Annotated in this window: 16 protein-coding genes and 1 tRNA gene; 14 read left to right on the top strand and 3 right to left on the bottom strand. The window is 31.9% G+C overall.

The window, feature by feature from the left end:
• Positions 1–20 precede the first annotated feature (20 nt).
• The 12 genes from MFS40622_RS04590 to MFS40622_RS04535 all read left to right on the top strand — a co-directional run bounded on the left by MFS40622_RS04590 (position 21) and on the right by MFS40622_RS04535 (position 9,688).
• Positions 21–95 (top strand) — tRNA-Glu (locus MFS40622_RS04590).
• Between the two features lie 62 nt (positions 96–157).
• On the top strand, positions 158–1,261 hold the full coding sequence (locus MFS40622_RS04585) for an Nre family DNA repair protein (protein WP_012980511.1): 1,104 nt from the start codon (positions 158–160) through the stop codon (positions 1,259–1,261).
• A 209-nt stretch (positions 1,262–1,470) separates the two neighbouring features.
• A complete protein-coding gene (locus tag MFS40622_RS09340; protein WP_012980510.1) occupies positions 1,471–2,064 on the top strand; it encodes a roadblock/LC7 domain-containing protein in 594 nt (197 codons plus the stop codon).
• Positions 2,065–2,435: 371 nt separating this feature from the next.
• Complete coding sequence (locus MFS40622_RS09710) at positions 2,436–2,657, top strand: V4R domain-containing protein (RefSeq protein ID WP_232217797.1); 222 nt, start codon at positions 2,436–2,438, stop codon at positions 2,655–2,657.
• Between the two features lie 29 nt (positions 2,658–2,686).
• Positions 2,687–6,196 (top strand): chromosome segregation protein SMC, encoded by a 3,510-nt coding sequence (gene smc / locus MFS40622_RS04570; RefSeq protein ID WP_012980509.1) that lies wholly within the window; start codon positions 2,687–2,689, stop codon positions 6,194–6,196.
• A 28-nt stretch (positions 6,197–6,224) separates the two neighbouring features.
• Positions 6,225–6,746 carry a DUF996 domain-containing protein gene (locus MFS40622_RS04565; protein WP_012980508.1) on the top strand — a complete coding sequence of 174 codons (522 nt, stop codon included), beginning with the start codon at positions 6,225–6,227 and terminating at the stop codon, positions 6,744–6,746.
• A 15-nt stretch (positions 6,747–6,761) separates the two neighbouring features.
• The gene (locus MFS40622_RS04560) at positions 6,762–7,493 is read left to right on the top strand and encodes a 7-carboxy-7-deazaguanine synthase QueE (protein WP_012980507.1); all 732 of its coding nucleotides are present in this window, start codon (positions 6,762–6,764) and stop codon (positions 7,491–7,493) included.
• A gap of 44 nt (positions 7,494–7,537) precedes the next feature.
• A complete protein-coding gene (locus tag MFS40622_RS04555) occupies positions 7,538–8,161 on the top strand; it encodes an orotate phosphoribosyltransferase-like protein (protein ID WP_012980506.1) in 624 nt (207 codons plus the stop codon).
• Between the two features lie 62 nt (positions 8,162–8,223).
• Positions 8,224–8,517, top strand: coding sequence for a DNA-binding protein HmvA (hmvA, locus tag MFS40622_RS04550; protein ID WP_012980505.1), 294 nt, complete (start codon positions 8,224–8,226; stop codon positions 8,515–8,517).
• 14 nt (positions 8,518–8,531) lie between these two features.
• Positions 8,532–9,224 (top strand): phosphoribosylformylglycinamidine synthase I, encoded by a 693-nt coding sequence (gene purQ, locus MFS40622_RS04545; RefSeq protein ID WP_048197469.1) that lies wholly within the window; start codon positions 8,532–8,534, stop codon positions 9,222–9,224.
• A 25-nt stretch (positions 9,225–9,249) separates the two neighbouring features.
• Positions 9,250–9,471 (top strand): type II toxin-antitoxin system HicB family antitoxin, encoded by a 222-nt coding sequence (locus MFS40622_RS04540; protein ID WP_012980503.1) that lies wholly within the window; start codon positions 9,250–9,252, stop codon positions 9,469–9,471.
• Positions 9,458–9,688 carry a type II toxin-antitoxin system HicA family toxin gene (locus MFS40622_RS04535; RefSeq protein WP_012980502.1) on the top strand — a complete coding sequence of 77 codons (231 nt, stop codon included), beginning with the start codon at positions 9,458–9,460 and terminating at the stop codon, positions 9,686–9,688. Before MFS40622_RS04540 ends, MFS40622_RS04535 begins: the two co-directional genes overlap by 14 nt.
• Positions 9,689–9,692: 4 nt before the next feature.
• On the opposite strand, the gene MFS40622_RS04530 is transcribed toward MFS40622_RS04535, so the two are convergent.
• The 3 genes from MFS40622_RS04530 to MFS40622_RS04520 form a co-directional block, all read right to left on the bottom strand.
• Positions 9,693–10,862 (bottom strand): class I SAM-dependent rRNA methyltransferase, encoded by a 1,170-nt coding sequence (locus tag MFS40622_RS04530; RefSeq protein WP_012980501.1) that lies wholly within the window; start codon positions 10,860–10,862, stop codon positions 9,693–9,695.
• Positions 10,859–11,968, bottom strand: coding sequence for a 60S ribosomal export protein NMD3 (locus MFS40622_RS04525; protein WP_012980500.1), 1,110 nt, complete (start codon positions 11,966–11,968; stop codon positions 10,859–10,861). Before MFS40622_RS04525 ends, MFS40622_RS04530 begins: the two co-directional genes overlap by 4 nt.
• 62 nt (positions 11,969–12,030) lie before the next feature.
• Positions 12,031–12,801, bottom strand: a complete 771-nt coding sequence (locus MFS40622_RS04520; RefSeq protein WP_012980499.1) for an S-adenosyl-l-methionine hydroxide adenosyltransferase family protein — start codon at positions 12,799–12,801, stop codon at positions 12,031–12,033.
• Between the two features lie 271 nt (positions 12,802–13,072).
• Between MFS40622_RS04520 and MFS40622_RS04515 the strand changes: the two genes are divergently transcribed.
• Together MFS40622_RS04515 and MFS40622_RS04510 are read left to right on the top strand one after the other, a co-directional pair.
• Positions 13,073–13,846: a dihydroorotate dehydrogenase electron transfer subunit gene (locus MFS40622_RS04515; protein ID WP_012980498.1), complete on the top strand. Its 774-nt coding sequence runs from the start codon at positions 13,073–13,075 to the stop codon at positions 13,844–13,846.
• 23 nt (positions 13,847–13,869) lie between these two features.
• On the top strand, positions 13,870–15,009 hold the full coding sequence (locus tag MFS40622_RS04510; RefSeq protein WP_012980497.1) for a bifunctional 5,6,7,8-tetrahydromethanopterin hydro-lyase/3-hexulose-6-phosphate synthase: 1,140 nt from the start codon (positions 13,870–13,872) through the stop codon (positions 15,007–15,009).
• Positions 15,010–15,023 lie beyond the last annotated feature (14 nt).

Raw genomic sequence — 15,023 nt, 5'->3', positions numbered from 1 at the left:
TTTTTCTATTTTTATTAATTGCTCCGGTGGTGTAGTCCGGCCAATCATGCGGGCCTTTCGAGCCCGCGACCCGGGTTCAAATCCCGGCCGGAGCATTATTGTCTTATAACACTTTATATTTGTTAATTTAGATTAATTAATTATTTTGAGTGGTTCTATGCATCTATGCATTAAATGCAAAGGTAAGGGATACTGTGGAAAACAGCCATGTCCTCTTTTACATAACATTTATAAATCCAAATTTAAGGAAATTTTAAAATATCTACCAGATGTTAGAACTGAAGTATTTGGAAGTTCTACATCTTTTTTAGTTGGAAGAGCAAATTATCCGAATATTTTTATATCTCCGTTAGTTGGTAACTTTGAAGATGCTGAGCATTTATATGGACTTAAAAAGGAGGAGATATTAAAAATTAGATTAAACCTATTTTCTCCAAGAATTAAAGTAAATGCCTATAAAATAACTCCATTAGTTGAAAAACTACAAGAAATAGCCATGAGCATAAAGCCTGTAGATTCTGAAGTTGAATTTTACAATAAACCAAAAATAATATTGCCATTTTTTAGTGAAACTCCTCCTATAGGTCCCATTGGTGAGCTAAAGAAATTAAATTATGACAATCCAAAAATTCCGCAGATTGTTGATAGAGTAGCCGAAGATTACTCAGTTGAGGGGGTTTTAAAAATCTACAAAAGATTTGATGAAATTTATGCATCAAAGTTGTTTTCTTGTGGAATTTTAGGAAAAGAAAAAAAGCTGATTCCAACAAGATGGGCAATAACTGCAGTTGATGATATCATTGGGAAAGAATATATCAAAAAGATTAAAAACTATAAAGTCTTAGATGAGCCGTTAAAATTTGAAAATTACTATTTGGGCAATAGGTTTGAAATCTACTTCCTACCAAAGCCTTGGAGCTTTAAATTGATAGAGACTTATAAAGCAGGGTGTATTTGGAATAAAAGTGGCAGAGATGTAACTGTCTTTGATTCTGAAATTAAAGAGAGGAAGAGATATGCTGAAAATACTGGTGGAGCTTACTATGCAGCAAGATTGGCAGTTTTAGAGAAATTAGATAAGATGAAAAGGCAGGCAACAGTTATAGTTAAAAGAACTGTTGAAAAAGATTATGATGTTCCCTTAGGCGTATGGGTAATTAGAGATGGTATTAGAGAGGCGTTAAACAACAAACCTTCTAAAATAGAACCAAATGAAATAAAGAATTTAGATACACAAAGGACTCTAGATGAGTATCTATAAACAAATAATAACTGATTTATCGTAAGTCTAAATTAATTTTATATAGAAGATTCCACAACATAACTAATTTGGTTAAATAAATTAGGACTTTCGCAGGTTTTTAAATGAATATTTAATGTCTTTAACATCAAAGTTCTAAATTAATATACAAACTGTGAAAGTCTATAATACCAACAATCAGTCAGTATGAGAAAACTTTGAGTGATAGAATGAGTGATATAAATAAAATGGCAATGAATAAATTAGAAGAAATATTAAATGAGCTAAACAAAACTCCTGGAATTATTGGCTCTGCCATTATAAAAAAAGATGGGGAGATTATTGTAAAACAGCTACCAAGATATGTTGATGATGAATTTTTAGATATTTTGTCTGCTATACATGGATGTATGGAGCAGGTATTATCTAAGGGCGAAGATATTGCACCAAAGGAAGTTATAATTAGGGGAAGGTATAGGAATATCATTATTATCAACATTGGAGATGTTATATTAATGATTATATCAGATTTAAAAGCAAATTTAAACGATATTTTAAAAATAGCTGATGATTTAGCTGAAGATATAAAAGATTATTGTAACATCATATCTGAAAATGTTTTAGAATTTCCTGTTGATTTGATTTTTTCAAATGTGGAAAGGAGAGAATTTGGAAGAGATGTAGATGTCTCTATCTTTAGAATTTTAAGATTCATGAATTTGAGAAAATATATAGATATTGACAACGAAACACTGATGTATTATTTTGATGACATACTCTCCGCCCTAAAGGGCGGAGTTTCTTTAGGAGAGCAGAGGGTTTAAAACCCTCACCCTCCATGGGTTGCCAAGCCCACTATCCCTACCCCTTTCGGGGTTCGGGACTACCTTTTCCCAACTTAACGTCCCCAGCGGTGGGATTTTCGAGACTGAAGTTTCTGCTTCAGGTAGCGAAATCTTTGATTTCGCCTGAATCCCACCCATAATAACGTGGACTGGGGACAATCGTTAGATTCTAACTTCGAATATATAAAAATTACGCTTGTCCCACCCACCTCCCCTAATTCATCACCGCCCTAAAGGGCGGTGCTTTCTTAGCGACAATTAATGGTAAAGAACTTGCCAAAAATTTAAAATTCAATAATTTTGAGGAGTTATGTAAATTTTATGAGAAATACAAGCTTGGAAGAATTGAGATGATTAGTAAAAATCCTATAAAAATTAGGATTTATGATTGCATAAGTTGCTCTGGACTACCAGATGTTGGAAAGCCATTATGTCATTTTGAAGCAGGATTTTTAGCGGGCTATATAGAAAATGTATTTAATAAAAAGGCCTATGTAATAGAAACTCATTGCTGGGGATTAGGAAATAAATTTTGCCAATTTGAAGTTAAATTGGATGATGATAAAAAGTAAAAATTGTTTTACATCATCTGGTGGTTGTGATGGTTACTTTGGAGAAGATAGAGCTTAAAAACTTCAAATCATTTAAAAAACTATCTTTAGATATTCCAAAGGGATTTACAGCTATTGTAGGGCCGAATGGTAGTGGAAAATCTAACATAGTTGATGCCATACTATTTGTGCTTGGAAAAACCTCTGCTAAAAAGTTGAGAGCAAATAGATTCAGCGGATTAATTACCTATCACAACGGAAAGAGAGCAGATTTTGCTGAGGTCTGCCTATATTTCTCAAATGAAAATAATGCCTTTAATGTTAATGCAGATAGAGTGGGGATTTTAAGAAGGATAAAGAGTAGTGGAGAAACAGATTATTACTTAATTTGGGAGGAAAATGGAAAAGAAAAAAGAAAAAAGATGGCTAAGCATGAGGTTATTGATTTATTTAGGAGATTGGGGCTTTTAGGAGATAATGTTATTTCACAAGGGGATTTGTTAAAGATTATCAACATCTCACCCATTGAGAGGAGAAAGATTATTGATGAAATCAGTGGAATAGCTGAATTTGATGAAAAGAAAAAAAAGGCAGAGGAAGAATTAAAGAAGGCAAGAGAGTTAATTGAAATGATTGACATAAGAATTAGTGAAGTTGAAAACAACTTAAAAAAGCTCAAAAAAGAGAAAGAAGACGCTGAAAGATATATTAAATTAAATGATGAGCTGAAAGCAGCAAAATATGCTCTAATATTAAAAAAGGTTAGCTATCTGAATATTCTTTTAGAAAATATCCAAAATGACATTAAAAACTTGGAAGAACTTAAAGATGAATTTTTAGGAAAAGTTAAAGAAATTGATGCAGAGATAGAGAATTTAAAGCTCAGATTGAACAACATTATAAATGAACTCAATGAAAAAGGCAATGAAGAGGTTTTAGAGCTTCATAAATCAATTAAAGAGCTTGAGGTTGAAATTGAGAACGATAAAAAGGTTCTGAATAACTCAATAAATGAGTTAAATAAAGTTGAAAATGAGATTGAAAATAAAAAGAAAGAGATTGAAGAAACTCAGAAAAAGATTATTGAAAATAGGGACAGCATCATTGAGAAAGAGCAGAAAATTAAAGAAATTGAGGATAAAATCAAGAATCTCAACTATGAAAAAGAGAGGTTAAAGGAGGCAATTGCTGAAAGTGAGAGTATAATCAAACACTTAAAAAAATCTGAAATGGAGATAGCTGATGAGATAGCCAAAAATCAAAATGAACTCTATAAACTAAAAAAAGAACTAAACGACTTAGAGAATTTAATAAACAGGAAGAATTTTGAGATTGAGAAAAACAATGAGATGATTAAAAAGTTAAAGGAAGAACTCGAATCTGTTGAAGATGTTGATACTAAACCATTATATTTAGAGCTTGAAAATTTAAACGTTGAGATTGAGTTTTCAAAGAGAAGAATTAAAGAGCTTGAAGAAAAAAAGAAAGAACTGCAAGCTAAATTGGATGAACTTCATGCTGAATATGTTAAGGAGAACGCAAGAATTAAGGCTTTGAAGGAGATGGAAGAGCTATCTATGGATAGGGCAATTAGAGAGATATTAAATGCAAACTTACCGGGAGTTATTGATATTGTTGGGAATTTGGGAAAGACAAAGATCGAATACAAAACAGCCATTGAAGTAGCGGCTGGGAATAGGCTAAACCATATAGTTGTTAAGAGAATGGAGGATGCAGTTAGAGCTATAAAGTATCTAAAAGAGAGGAGATTAGGGAGAGCTACTTTTCTACCATTGGATAGGATTGAGGGCAGAGAGGCGGAGTATTTAGATGAGGATGGAGTTATTGGTAGAGCCATTGATTTAGTGGAGTTTGATGAGAAATATAGAAGAGTTTTTGAGTATGTGTTTGGAAACACGGTAGTTGTTAAAAATATAGATATAGCTAAGGAATTAGCCAAAAAATACAGAAAGGTGAGATTTGTAACATTAGATGGGGATGTTATAGAGCCGAGTGGAGCTATGATTGGAGGAACTTTTAAAAGTAAGGCAAAGATAAAGGTTGATATTGATTTAAGCAAGCTAAATAAAATAGCTGATGAAATTATAGCTATTGAGAGTGAGTTGAGAAATATAAAGGATGAGATTGAGAGATTGAATGAGATAATAAAGAGAAGTTCAGCCAAAAAAATGGAAATTGAAAATACCTTGGAGATAATTAAAAAGAACGAAATGAGAAAGAGGGAGATAGCTGAAAAGAATACCATAAAGATAAAAGAGTTGGAGTTGAAAAATAAGGAGATTTTAGAAGAGTTAGAGGAGTTAAACCTTAAAAAAGAAGAGATTCTAAATAAGATTAATGAGATTGAAGGCAGAATAAATGAGCTGATTGAAAGAAGAGAGAAGATAATCAATGAGTTGAAGGAGTATGAAAGCGATGAGAATTTAAAGAGAATGAATGAGATTGAGGATGAATTAAAAATCTTAGAGAAAGAGAAAGCCAAATTAAAGAATGAGATTGATAAAGGACTTACTTTAGTTAAAGAAATATTGATTCCAAAGATTGAAGAGCTGAATAAGAAGGTTTCTGAGCTAATAAATAAAAAAGCCATATTGGAGAAGAATATATCATTCTATAAAGAGAGTATTGAAAAAAATCTATCCATATTGGAAGAGAAGAAAAAGAGGTATGAAGAATTAGCTAAAAATCTAAAAGAACTCACCACAAAAAAAGAAGAGCTTGAGAAAGAAATAGAAAACTTAGAAAGAGAGAGAAAAGAGATATTAAGAAAAGTTAGAGACATTGAAAATAAAATAAATGAACTTATGGTTGAAAAGGCAAAGTATGAGAGTAAGTTAGAGGAAGAGGAGAGAAAACTCTATCTATGTGAAAAGGTTGATATAAGTGAGGAGCTTGAGAAAAAAGACATTGAAGAACTTGAGATATATATAGGAGAGCTTGAAAGTGAAATAAAAAGCTTAGAGCCTGTCAATATGAGGGCTATTGAAGACTATAACTATGTTGCTGAAAGATACAAAGAGTTGATAGAAAAAAGAGAAGAATATGAAAGAGATGAGAAAAAATACCTCCAATTAATGGAAGAGCTTGAAAATAAAAAGAAAGAGGTCTTTATGGAAGTATTTAACAAGGTAGCTAAGAACTTTGAAGAGGTTTATAAGGAGATTGGAGGAATTGGAAAATTAAGCTTAGAAAATGAAAAAAATCCTTTTGAAGGAGGGATTTTAATAGATGCATCTCCAAGGGGCAAAAAGCTTTTAAGCTTAGATGCGATGAGTGGAGGGGAGAAGTCATTAACTGCCTTAGCATTTTTGTTTGCTATTCAAAGGCTAAATCCTTCTCCGTTCTATGTATTGGATGAAGTTGATGCCGCATTGGATGTAAAAAATGTCTCTCTAATTGCTGATATGATTAAAAATGCCTCTAAGGACAGCCAATTTATAGTTATAAGCCATAGAGAGCAGATGGTTAGTAAGGCAGATGTTGTTTATGGTGTTTATATGGAAAATGGATTGAGTAGAGTTGTAGGGATAAGATTATAATCTTAGTATTTATTTTTAGGTGGGTAAAATGGAGTTAAAAGAAGCTAAATATTTGGGAGGCATTGGAGCTATATTGAACTTAGTTTCTTATGCAGTTGGAGGGATTTTGGCTATTGCAGGATATGTTTTGATATTATTGGCACTAAATAAAATTTCAAAGATTTTTAATGATGATGAAGTGTTTAGAAAATATCTATATGGGGTTATTTTATGGATAATAGCAGTAGTAATTGCAATTTTTGCAATAGGAATTTCCTTTGTATCCCTTACATTCGCTCCATTAGATTATGGATTAACCTCAATATCTTCTTTTTTAATTGGTGTTATTTTATTTTATATCCTCTCAGTTATGGGAGGTTACTTTATAAAGAAAAGTTACGAGAAGGTTTCATCCTATACTGGCGTTGATTCATTTAGAATTTCTGGATTGCTGTATTTTATTGGAACAATACTTTTAATAGTGATTGTTGGAATTATAGTAATAATTGTTGCTCAGATTTTAGAAATTGTTGCATATTTCTCTTTACCTGATGATTTAAAAAAAGAATAAAATATATGTGGGAGAATGATAAGAGAAATTTTTAGCTCAATAATGGGAGAAGGGAAGTATATTGGAAGAAGGTTTATATTTGTAAGATTTGCCGGCTGTCCATTAAATTGCGTTTATTGCGATGAAGAGAGCAAAGGATATTTTAACAGAGTGGAAAAAACCCCCGGTAGTGGAGAATTTGAGACCTTACAAAAGATTGATATTGAAGATATAATAAATGCCATAGATAAGCTAAAAACACCAGATTTATTTGCAGTATCTTTTACAGGAGGGGAGCCATTATTATATCATAAACAAATAAAAGAAATCTCAGATATTTTAAAAGATAAAGGATATAGAACTTTTTTAGAGAGCAATGGAATGTTTCCAGAGAAAGTGTTTTATTTTGATATTGCATCCATTGACATAAAGCTGAAAGAGCATTTTGAGTATATAAAAGATGATGACTACAAAAAGCTCTATAAAAATGAACTAAAAACAATAAAAAAGCTGTATAATTTGAATTCTGATGTTTATGCAAAGGTTGTTATAATGGAAGAGACAAAGGTAGATGATGTAAAAATAATAGCAAAGGATTTGAGTGAGATAGGAAATATAACTTTATGCATTCAACCAGTAACACCTCATGGAAATATAAAATCCCCTTCTCAAAAAAAATTGTTTGAAATTATGGAAGCGTGTGGAGAGTATTTAAAAGATAATGTTATGCTAACAATACAAATGCATAAGTATTTGGGGATGTTATAAATAGTATAAGTGCGATAATATTAACACTTACTTAGAGGGAGATTATGAATAGAGAATTACTAAAAAAGGTTATAGAGCTAAAGAATAATGGCCTTACAATTGGAGAGATTGCTGAAGAACTAAATGTATCAATGGAGACGGCGAGATATTTGGTTTTAAATGCTGAAAAATTGTTAAAAGAGGAGGAAAAAGCCATAAAACTTGAAAATGTAGATATATTCATAGATTGGAAAAATATTGGTAGCTCAGCTAATAGGTTGAGATGCATTAGCTCAATAATCGTTGATATTTTAAAGAGCAGGAATATAGAGTTTGATACAGTTGTTGGAGTTTCTACAAGTGGTGTTCCAATAGCTACTTTGGTTGCATCTGAGTTAGGGAAGGATTTAACTATCTACATACCAAAGAAACATATATCTGAAGAAGGGAAAAAGATAACTGGCTCTATATCACAAAACTTTTCTGCTGTAAATTACAAGAGGGCTGTTATCATAGATGATGTTGTAACAAGTGGAAGCACATTAAAAGAGTGTATAAAGCAGTTAAAAGAAATCTGCAGTCCAAAATTGGTAGTTGTATTAATAGATAAAAGTGGCTTGGATGAAATTGAAGGAGTTCCTTTAATTCCACTAATTAGAGTGGGAGTTGTAAATGTAGAGGAAAAATAAAAATTAAATATTTTCTTAAATTTTTATTTTTTTATCCTAAAAATTTTTGGAGGTATATATTTATGCTACCAAAAGCTACAGTAAAGAGGATTATGAAGCAGTATACAAACTTCAATATCTCTGCTGAGGCTGTTGATGAACTCTGTAATATGCTCGAAGAAATTATAAAAATAACAACTGAAGTAGCTGAACAAAATGCAAGAAAAGAAGGAAGAAAAACTATCAAAGCAAGGGATATTAAGCAGTGTGATGATGAAAGATTGAAGAGAAGAATTATGGAACTTAGTGAAAGAACTGATAAAATGCCAATATTAATTAAAGAGATGTTGAATGTAATAACATCTGAATTAGAATGATTAAGGGGATTAATATGAAAATAGCAGTGGCGAAGTTCTTAGGGACTAACTGTGATTTGGATGTGTGCCATGCAGTTAAATTAGCTGGTGGAGAGCCGGAGCTTGTTTTCTTTACTCAGGAAAATTTAGATGCCTATAAAGGAGCTGTTATTCCTGGAGGATTCTCTTATGGGGATTACTTGAGAGCTGGGGCTATAAGTGCAAGAACACCAATAATTAAAGGTCTAAAAAAGATGGTTGAAGAGGGAAAACCAGTTTTAGGGATATGTAATGGAGCTCAAATTGGTTTAGAGGCAGGATTTTCAAAGGGAACATTAACAAATAACTTAAATGCAAAATTTATCTGCAAATGGGTTTATATTAGGGTTGAGAATAACAAAACACCTTTTACCCAATATTATAAAAAAGGAGATGTCTTAAAAATACCTATTGCCCATGCTGAGGGAAGATTTTATGCTGATGATGAGACGTTGGATTATATGTATAAACATAATATGATTGTATTTAAATATTGTGATGAGACTGGAGAGATAACAGAGGAGGCAAATCCAAACGGTTCTATTGACAATATAGCTGGAGTTTGTAATGAAAATCAAAACTGCGTTTTATTAATGCCACATCCAGAGAGAGCAAGTGAAAAGATTCTTGGTTCAGATGATGGGTTGAAGATGTTTAAAGGCATGATGGACTATGCTAAGAAGATTTAAATTCTGATTATATATGGTGATATGCATGATTTTAACTGCAATAATCTATAAGGAAGATGACATGTATATTGCAGAATGTCCAGAAGTTGGGACAGTTAGCCAAGGAAAGACAATAGAAGAAGCACTAAAAAACTTAAAAGAAGCTACTGAACTATATTTAGAGGAATTTCCAATAGAAGATAAAAAAGAAATGATTTTAGCGACATTTGAGGTTTCTACTAAGGGGGATAATATTGCCAAAGTATAGAAATGTCTCTGGGGAAGAAGTTGTCAAAATTTTATGTAACAAATTTGGATTTAAAATAACTGGAAGAAAAGGTAGCCATGTTAGGTTATCGAAAGAAACTCCTAATGGAAAAGTTGGAACTGTTGTTCCAATGCATAAAAGTCTAAAAATTGGAACTTTAAAAGGAATTTTAAAACTTGCTAAAATAGATTTTGATGAGTTTGCTAAATATCTATAAAAAATTAGTTTTTAACATAAAAGAATATGCATTTTAAATACTCAAGATTTTTATTGGCTATTGATATTGGATGGTCGGGAGCTTGTCCTCTATAATCAATCATAATTAGCTCTTTTTTTGCTCTAAAGGCAGAAGATATAACGGTTTTTTTAAACATCTCCTTATCTACATGATGAGAACATGAGCATGTAACAAATATTCTCTTGGCCAATTTTATCCCTAAGTAATTTAGAGAGGCATAAGCTCTTAAAGCATTTTTTACATCCTCTTCAGTTTGTGTAAAGGCAGGAGGGTCTAAGATAACAACATCAAACTTTTCCCCATCTTCAATCATCTCTTTCATAACTTCAAATGCATTCCCTTCTATAAACTCATATTTATCCTTGGGAATATTATTTAGCTTCATATTTTCTTCAGCAGTTTCTAAAGCTTTTTTAGATAAATCGACTCCTACAACTTCAGCCCCTTTTATAGCACAATGAACAGAAAATCCTCCAGTGTAACAGCAGATATCTAAAACTTTATCTCCCTCTTTTACAAACCTCTCAATTTCCAATCTATTCTCTCTCTGGTCTAAGAAAAATCCAGTTTTATGCCCTTTAACATTTACTTTAAATTTGGCATCTCCTTCTCGAATAATTGTTTCAAATTTATTTTTGTCTCCAAAGATTTTATCTTTAATTTTTTCTCCTTTCTTTCCTCTTTTAACATATATTGTTTCTAAGTCAGACAACTCAAATAAAATACTAACTATATCTTTTAAATACTCCTTTTCAATGAGCTTTGACATCAACTGCATAGCTCCGAGCTCGTTGTATTTATCAAATATTATTGTTGGCAAGTCATCCCCTTCAGCGTAAATCCATCTGTAAGTATCTTTATAGCCTAAAATCTCTTCTCTGTAAATTTTGGCATTAGATATCCTTTTATAGAAGAAATCATAATCAATATTTTCATCTTCTGTAGTTAAAATCTTTAGAATTACTGATTTAGGATTATAGAGAGCTTTAGCAACAAATTTTCCATTATATGTTAGAGTAACAATTTCCTCTTTTTTTGGTAAATCTTCTCTGTTTTTTATAGCTTTTGTATAAACCAACCTCGAAAAATTTTTTATTGAATTGTAAGCCCTCTTATCTATTTCCAATTTAATCAATTTTATCACCAAAGTCATTGTTTGGTCTCATTTTCTACTTTATTTACCAAATAAGATACTCCCTCTTTTTTAAATATCTTAACTTTATCTCCCTCTTTAACTTCAATATCCCCAATGTTGTCAAACTCATAAACCTCATAGCTCCTGTCATCCATAACCATAATGTTTGGTGTAGTTGCTATAACCGTTCCAGTATCTAACTCATCCTTCTTTTTTGCCATTTTTGTTTCCTTCTCTGCTATATGCCAAGCTAATCCAATTTTTTCCCTTCTATAATCAATAGACCTCATATAAACCTTATCCTCAGTTATCGCAGTAACTAAGTAGTATTTATCATTATACTCCACAACATCTCCAACTTTATATTCAGGAATTCTTACAGAGACTGTAACTCTATAGAGCTCTTTTCCACTGTCTCTATCAACTCCAACCAATGTTGCTGTCTCTGTAATCTTTCCTCCATATCTTTCTTTAATTTTTTGAGCTACATTTCTTGCAGCCCCAACTGAACCAAGCTGATAATCCAATCCCTCTTTTTGTGGAATGAATTTTGCTATAAATGCCATTCTATCCTTTTTTAGTCTTTTAGCAAGCTCCTCTCTAACAAAATTATCCAACTCTTCTCTCTCCTCCTCAGTTAAATACCTATTCATAGCCCTAACTTGTAAGGTTGCCTCATAGTAGTTAGACATAAATCTTGAACATCTTGGACACTGAACCATCCTTAAATGAACCTCTATATCTTTCTCATAAACTCTATCTTCCTTTTCTCCTGGTAATCTTCCCTTAGCTACAATATGCACTGGAATAATTAGCTTACTCCTCTTTCCTCCTGGAAGTTGTGTAACTTCTGGATAAATCTCAACATCTACCATAACACTCTTCTTTTTAATAGCATCTTTTGTAGCATAATAGGCAATTTCATTTAATATCTCAAATGCTTCTTCACTTTTAGGAGTTTGCCATATCTTTCTTTTGTAAGAGCCACACATGTGGCAAACTTCTATCTCAACTCTATCTGGAACTTCAATTAATGGATGCTCTTGAGCATAGCAAATAGGGCAGAGTCCGTCTATAAGCTCATCTTCAGCCCCACATCTGTAGCAAATTCCTCTAATCTTCATACTATCACCAAAAATTATTTGTAAATTTTTCGTAAATTCTCATAAAAATGTAAAAATAATTTTTAATGTATAATCTCAATCTCATCCAAATAATCAACATTCAACAATTTTGAAGCATTATCCATAAACTTAGAGATTTCCAAAAAACCCTCACTGTTTATTAAACATATAAAGTTGTTCTTTTCCTCAAAATAGGACTTAACAAACTTGCATTTTATAATCTTTTCAATATCATTCTTATGTCTTATCTTTATCATTATGGTATCATAATATTTAAATGTAACGTCTTCTTTTTTTATGTTTGTTATTATATTTCCAAATCTGTCTATATGTATAACTCTTTTTTTTGTTTCGTCTATCTTAACTATTTCATCTTCATCCAGCTCCTCTCCATCATAGCCGTTATTAACTAAAATCTCAGCCCCTACGACAGCATAAACATCCCTTCCATGAAATGTTGAAGATGGAAGATATTTGTTTTCATCAATTTTAATAATCCTCTTTATCCCTAACTTCTCAACTACATATGTAAATAGCCCATTATCAGGCCCAACTAAATAATGTCCATTTTTTGTTTCAATAACAATAGATTTCCTCTCACTCCCAACTGTTGGGTCTATAACTGCAACATGAACTGATGGTGGAAAGTATGGGATAGCTGTTAATAAAACATAGGCACCGTGATATATATTGAATGGCTTTATTTCATGGGAGATATCAACTATTTTTGCATCTTTACCGTACTTTTTTAAAATGTCTAGAATTCTACCTTTCATTGCTCCAACATATCCCTCATTAGTTCCGAAGTCAGTTGTTAAAGTTATAATATCCATGTCATCACCATTATCAAACAATGTATTTTTGAGATGTAGATAAAAAAATAAAAATCTTCAATATATACATTACATTGACTAATATATAGTTGTTTGCATTAAAGAAAGATTACAACTTATTTTAAAATTTAAAACAAATACAACCATTTAAAAATTTGGGGCATATAAATAGATTCCAATAAAATTCGAAAACAACTATAATCATTTATCCCAAAACATTTTTACAAAAACCATATATGGTTTTTTTGTTATAACCTTATGTGGTGATATCATGGAAAAACCAATTATTTGCAGAATAAAAGAAATAATAGAGGAAAGTCCCACAGTAAAAACATTTGTTATAGATAAAGAGTTTGATTTTAAGCCAGGTCAGTTTGCAATGCTTTGGATTCCAGGAGTTGACGAGAAACCATTTGGATTTTCTTCCAAAAATAGTTTTAGCGTTGCAAGAGTTGGAGAATTTACCAAAAAAATGCATGAATTAAAAGAAGGGGATATAATAGGAGTTAGAGGGCCCTATGGAACATATTTTGAACCAATAGGGGATAAAATCTTGGCTGTTGCTGGAGGTATTGGAGCTGCTCCAATTGTTACTGCAGTTGAAGAATTTTCAAAGCAGGGAATTGAAATAACAACCATATTGGGGGCGAGAACTAAAGAAGAGTTATTATTTTTAGATAGATTCGAAAAAGCAGGGAGATTAGAGATTTGCACTGACGATGGTAGTTTTGGATTTAAAGGTTTTACAACTGAAAAAATGAAAGAAGTCCTCAAAGATGAGAGATTTGATTTAATTATAACTTGTGGGCCAGAGATAATGATGAAGAAGGTTGTTGATATTGCTAACGAATATAATATTCCAGTTCAAGTCTCACTGGAGAGATATATGAAGTGTGGTATCGGCATCTGTGGGCAATGCTGTGTAGATGATGAGGGGCTTTGCGTTTGTAAAGACGGCCCGGTATTTTGGGGAGATAAGTTGAAATTTATTAAAGAATTTGGTAAGTATAAAAGGGACGCGAGTGGTAAGATTGTTAAATTTTAAATAAAATAGCTCAAGGGATTAGTATGATAAAATTTGGAGAAGCAGTTTTGGGAAATGAGATTAAAGCAATAGTCAATGTTGCATTAGGGAAGGATAAAGGGATTGATGAAGTTTTCACTAATGCATTAACGAGAGGTAACTGCGTTTTTGCAAACTTAAGACCTAATTTAATAGTTAAGCCTTTAACCTTGGTTGTTCCAAGGCATAATATAGAGAGCGATATACAAGATGAGCTATTTCAAGGGGTTATTCAATATGCGGTTGCTAAGGCAGTTGCTGATTTAGATTTAGATGAAGATTTAAAGGTCGTCGTTTCTGTCAATGTTCCAGAAGTTCCAATAACAAATTTAAATAAAAGAAAACTCTTCCAATACTTCTATGCTTCAACAAGGTTGGCTATAAACAGGGCTTTAAATGAATATCCTTCAAAAGAAAAAGTAAAGAAGGAAAAATACAGAGCTTTGCATCCATTGGTTGGATTTAGAGATGTTAGATTAGAATATCCGCCATATCTACAAATTGCTTTGGATGTTCCAACTATGGAGAATTTGGAGTTTTTATTACAAACAATCCCAAAGAGTGACCACATTATCTTAGAGGCTGGAACTCCATTGATTAAAAAATTTGGCTTAGAGGTTATTGAGGTAATGAGGGAGTATTTTGATGGATTTATAGTTGCTGATTTAAAAACATTAGATACTGGAAGGGTTGAGGTTAGATTGGCATTTGAAACCACAGCTAACGCGGTAGCGATAAGTGGAGTGGCACCAAAATCAACAATAATCAAAGCAATCCATGAGTGTCAAAAATGTGGTTTAATTAGCTACTTAGATATGATGAATGTCTCTGAACCTCAAAAATTGTATGACTCTTTAAAATTAAAGCCAGATGTTGTTATCTTGCATAGAGGGATTGATGAAGAAACATTTGGAGTTAAAAAAGAATGGAAGTTTAAAGGAAACTGCCTATTAGCAATTGCTGGAGGAGTTGGAGTAGAGAATGTTGAGGAGTTATTAAAAGAATATCAAATATTGATTGTTGGTAGGGCGATTACAAAATCAAGAGACCCGGGAAGAGTAATTAGAATGTTTATAAATAAGATGGGCTATGATATAGACACATATAGGCTGTATTTTGATGAGGATGAGGATATTGACATTTAAAACTTAATTTTTAG

This window comes from Methanocaldococcus sp. FS406-22, from assembly GCF_000025525.1.
Classification (GTDB): Archaea; AGJL01; Methanococci; order Methanococcales; family Methanocaldococcaceae; genus Methanocaldococcus.
This window is presented reverse-complemented; position numbering and strand designations above follow the sequence as displayed.

Excerpts from the sequence above, each read along its gene's own strand:
- MFS40622_RS04560 (WP_012980507.1), top strand. The coding sequence starts at position 6,762 with ATGATAAGAGAAATTTTTAGCTCAATAATGGGAGAAGGGAAGTATATT.
- smc (WP_012980509.1), top strand. The coding sequence starts at position 2,687 with ATGGTTACTTTGGAGAAGATAGAGCTTAAAAACTTCAAATCATTTAAA.
- MFS40622_RS04525 (WP_012980500.1), bottom strand. The coding sequence starts at position 11,968 with ATGAAGATTAGAGGAATTTGCTACAGATGTGGGGCTGAAGATGAGCTT.
- MFS40622_RS09710 (WP_232217797.1), top strand. The coding sequence starts at position 2,436 with ATGATTAGTAAAAATCCTATAAAAATTAGGATTTATGATTGCATAAGT.
- MFS40622_RS04520 (WP_012980499.1), bottom strand. The coding sequence starts at position 12,801 with ATGGATATTATAACTTTAACAACTGACTTCGGAACTAATGAGGGATAT.
- MFS40622_RS04530 (WP_012980501.1), bottom strand. The coding sequence starts at position 10,862 with ATGACTTTGGTGATAAAATTGATTAAATTGGAAATAGATAAGAGGGCT.
- MFS40622_RS04540 (WP_012980503.1), top strand. The coding sequence starts at position 9,250 with ATGATTTTAACTGCAATAATCTATAAGGAAGATGACATGTATATTGCA.
- MFS40622_RS04565 (WP_012980508.1), top strand. The coding sequence starts at position 6,225 with ATGGAGTTAAAAGAAGCTAAATATTTGGGAGGCATTGGAGCTATATTG.
- MFS40622_RS04555 (WP_012980506.1), top strand. The coding sequence starts at position 7,538 with ATGAATAGAGAATTACTAAAAAAGGTTATAGAGCTAAAGAATAATGGC.
- MFS40622_RS09340 (WP_012980510.1), top strand. The coding sequence starts at position 1,471 with ATGAGTGATATAAATAAAATGGCAATGAATAAATTAGAAGAAATATTA.
- purQ (WP_048197469.1), top strand. The coding sequence starts at position 8,532 with ATGAAAATAGCAGTGGCGAAGTTCTTAGGGACTAACTGTGATTTGGAT.
- MFS40622_RS04515 (WP_012980498.1), top strand. The coding sequence starts at position 13,073 with ATGGAAAAACCAATTATTTGCAGAATAAAAGAAATAATAGAGGAAAGT.
- MFS40622_RS04585 (WP_012980511.1), top strand. The coding sequence starts at position 158 with ATGCATCTATGCATTAAATGCAAAGGTAAGGGATACTGTGGAAAACAG.
- MFS40622_RS04510 (WP_012980497.1), top strand. The coding sequence starts at position 13,870 with ATGATAAAATTTGGAGAAGCAGTTTTGGGAAATGAGATTAAAGCAATA.
- hmvA (WP_012980505.1), top strand. The coding sequence starts at position 8,224 with ATGCTACCAAAAGCTACAGTAAAGAGGATTATGAAGCAGTATACAAAC.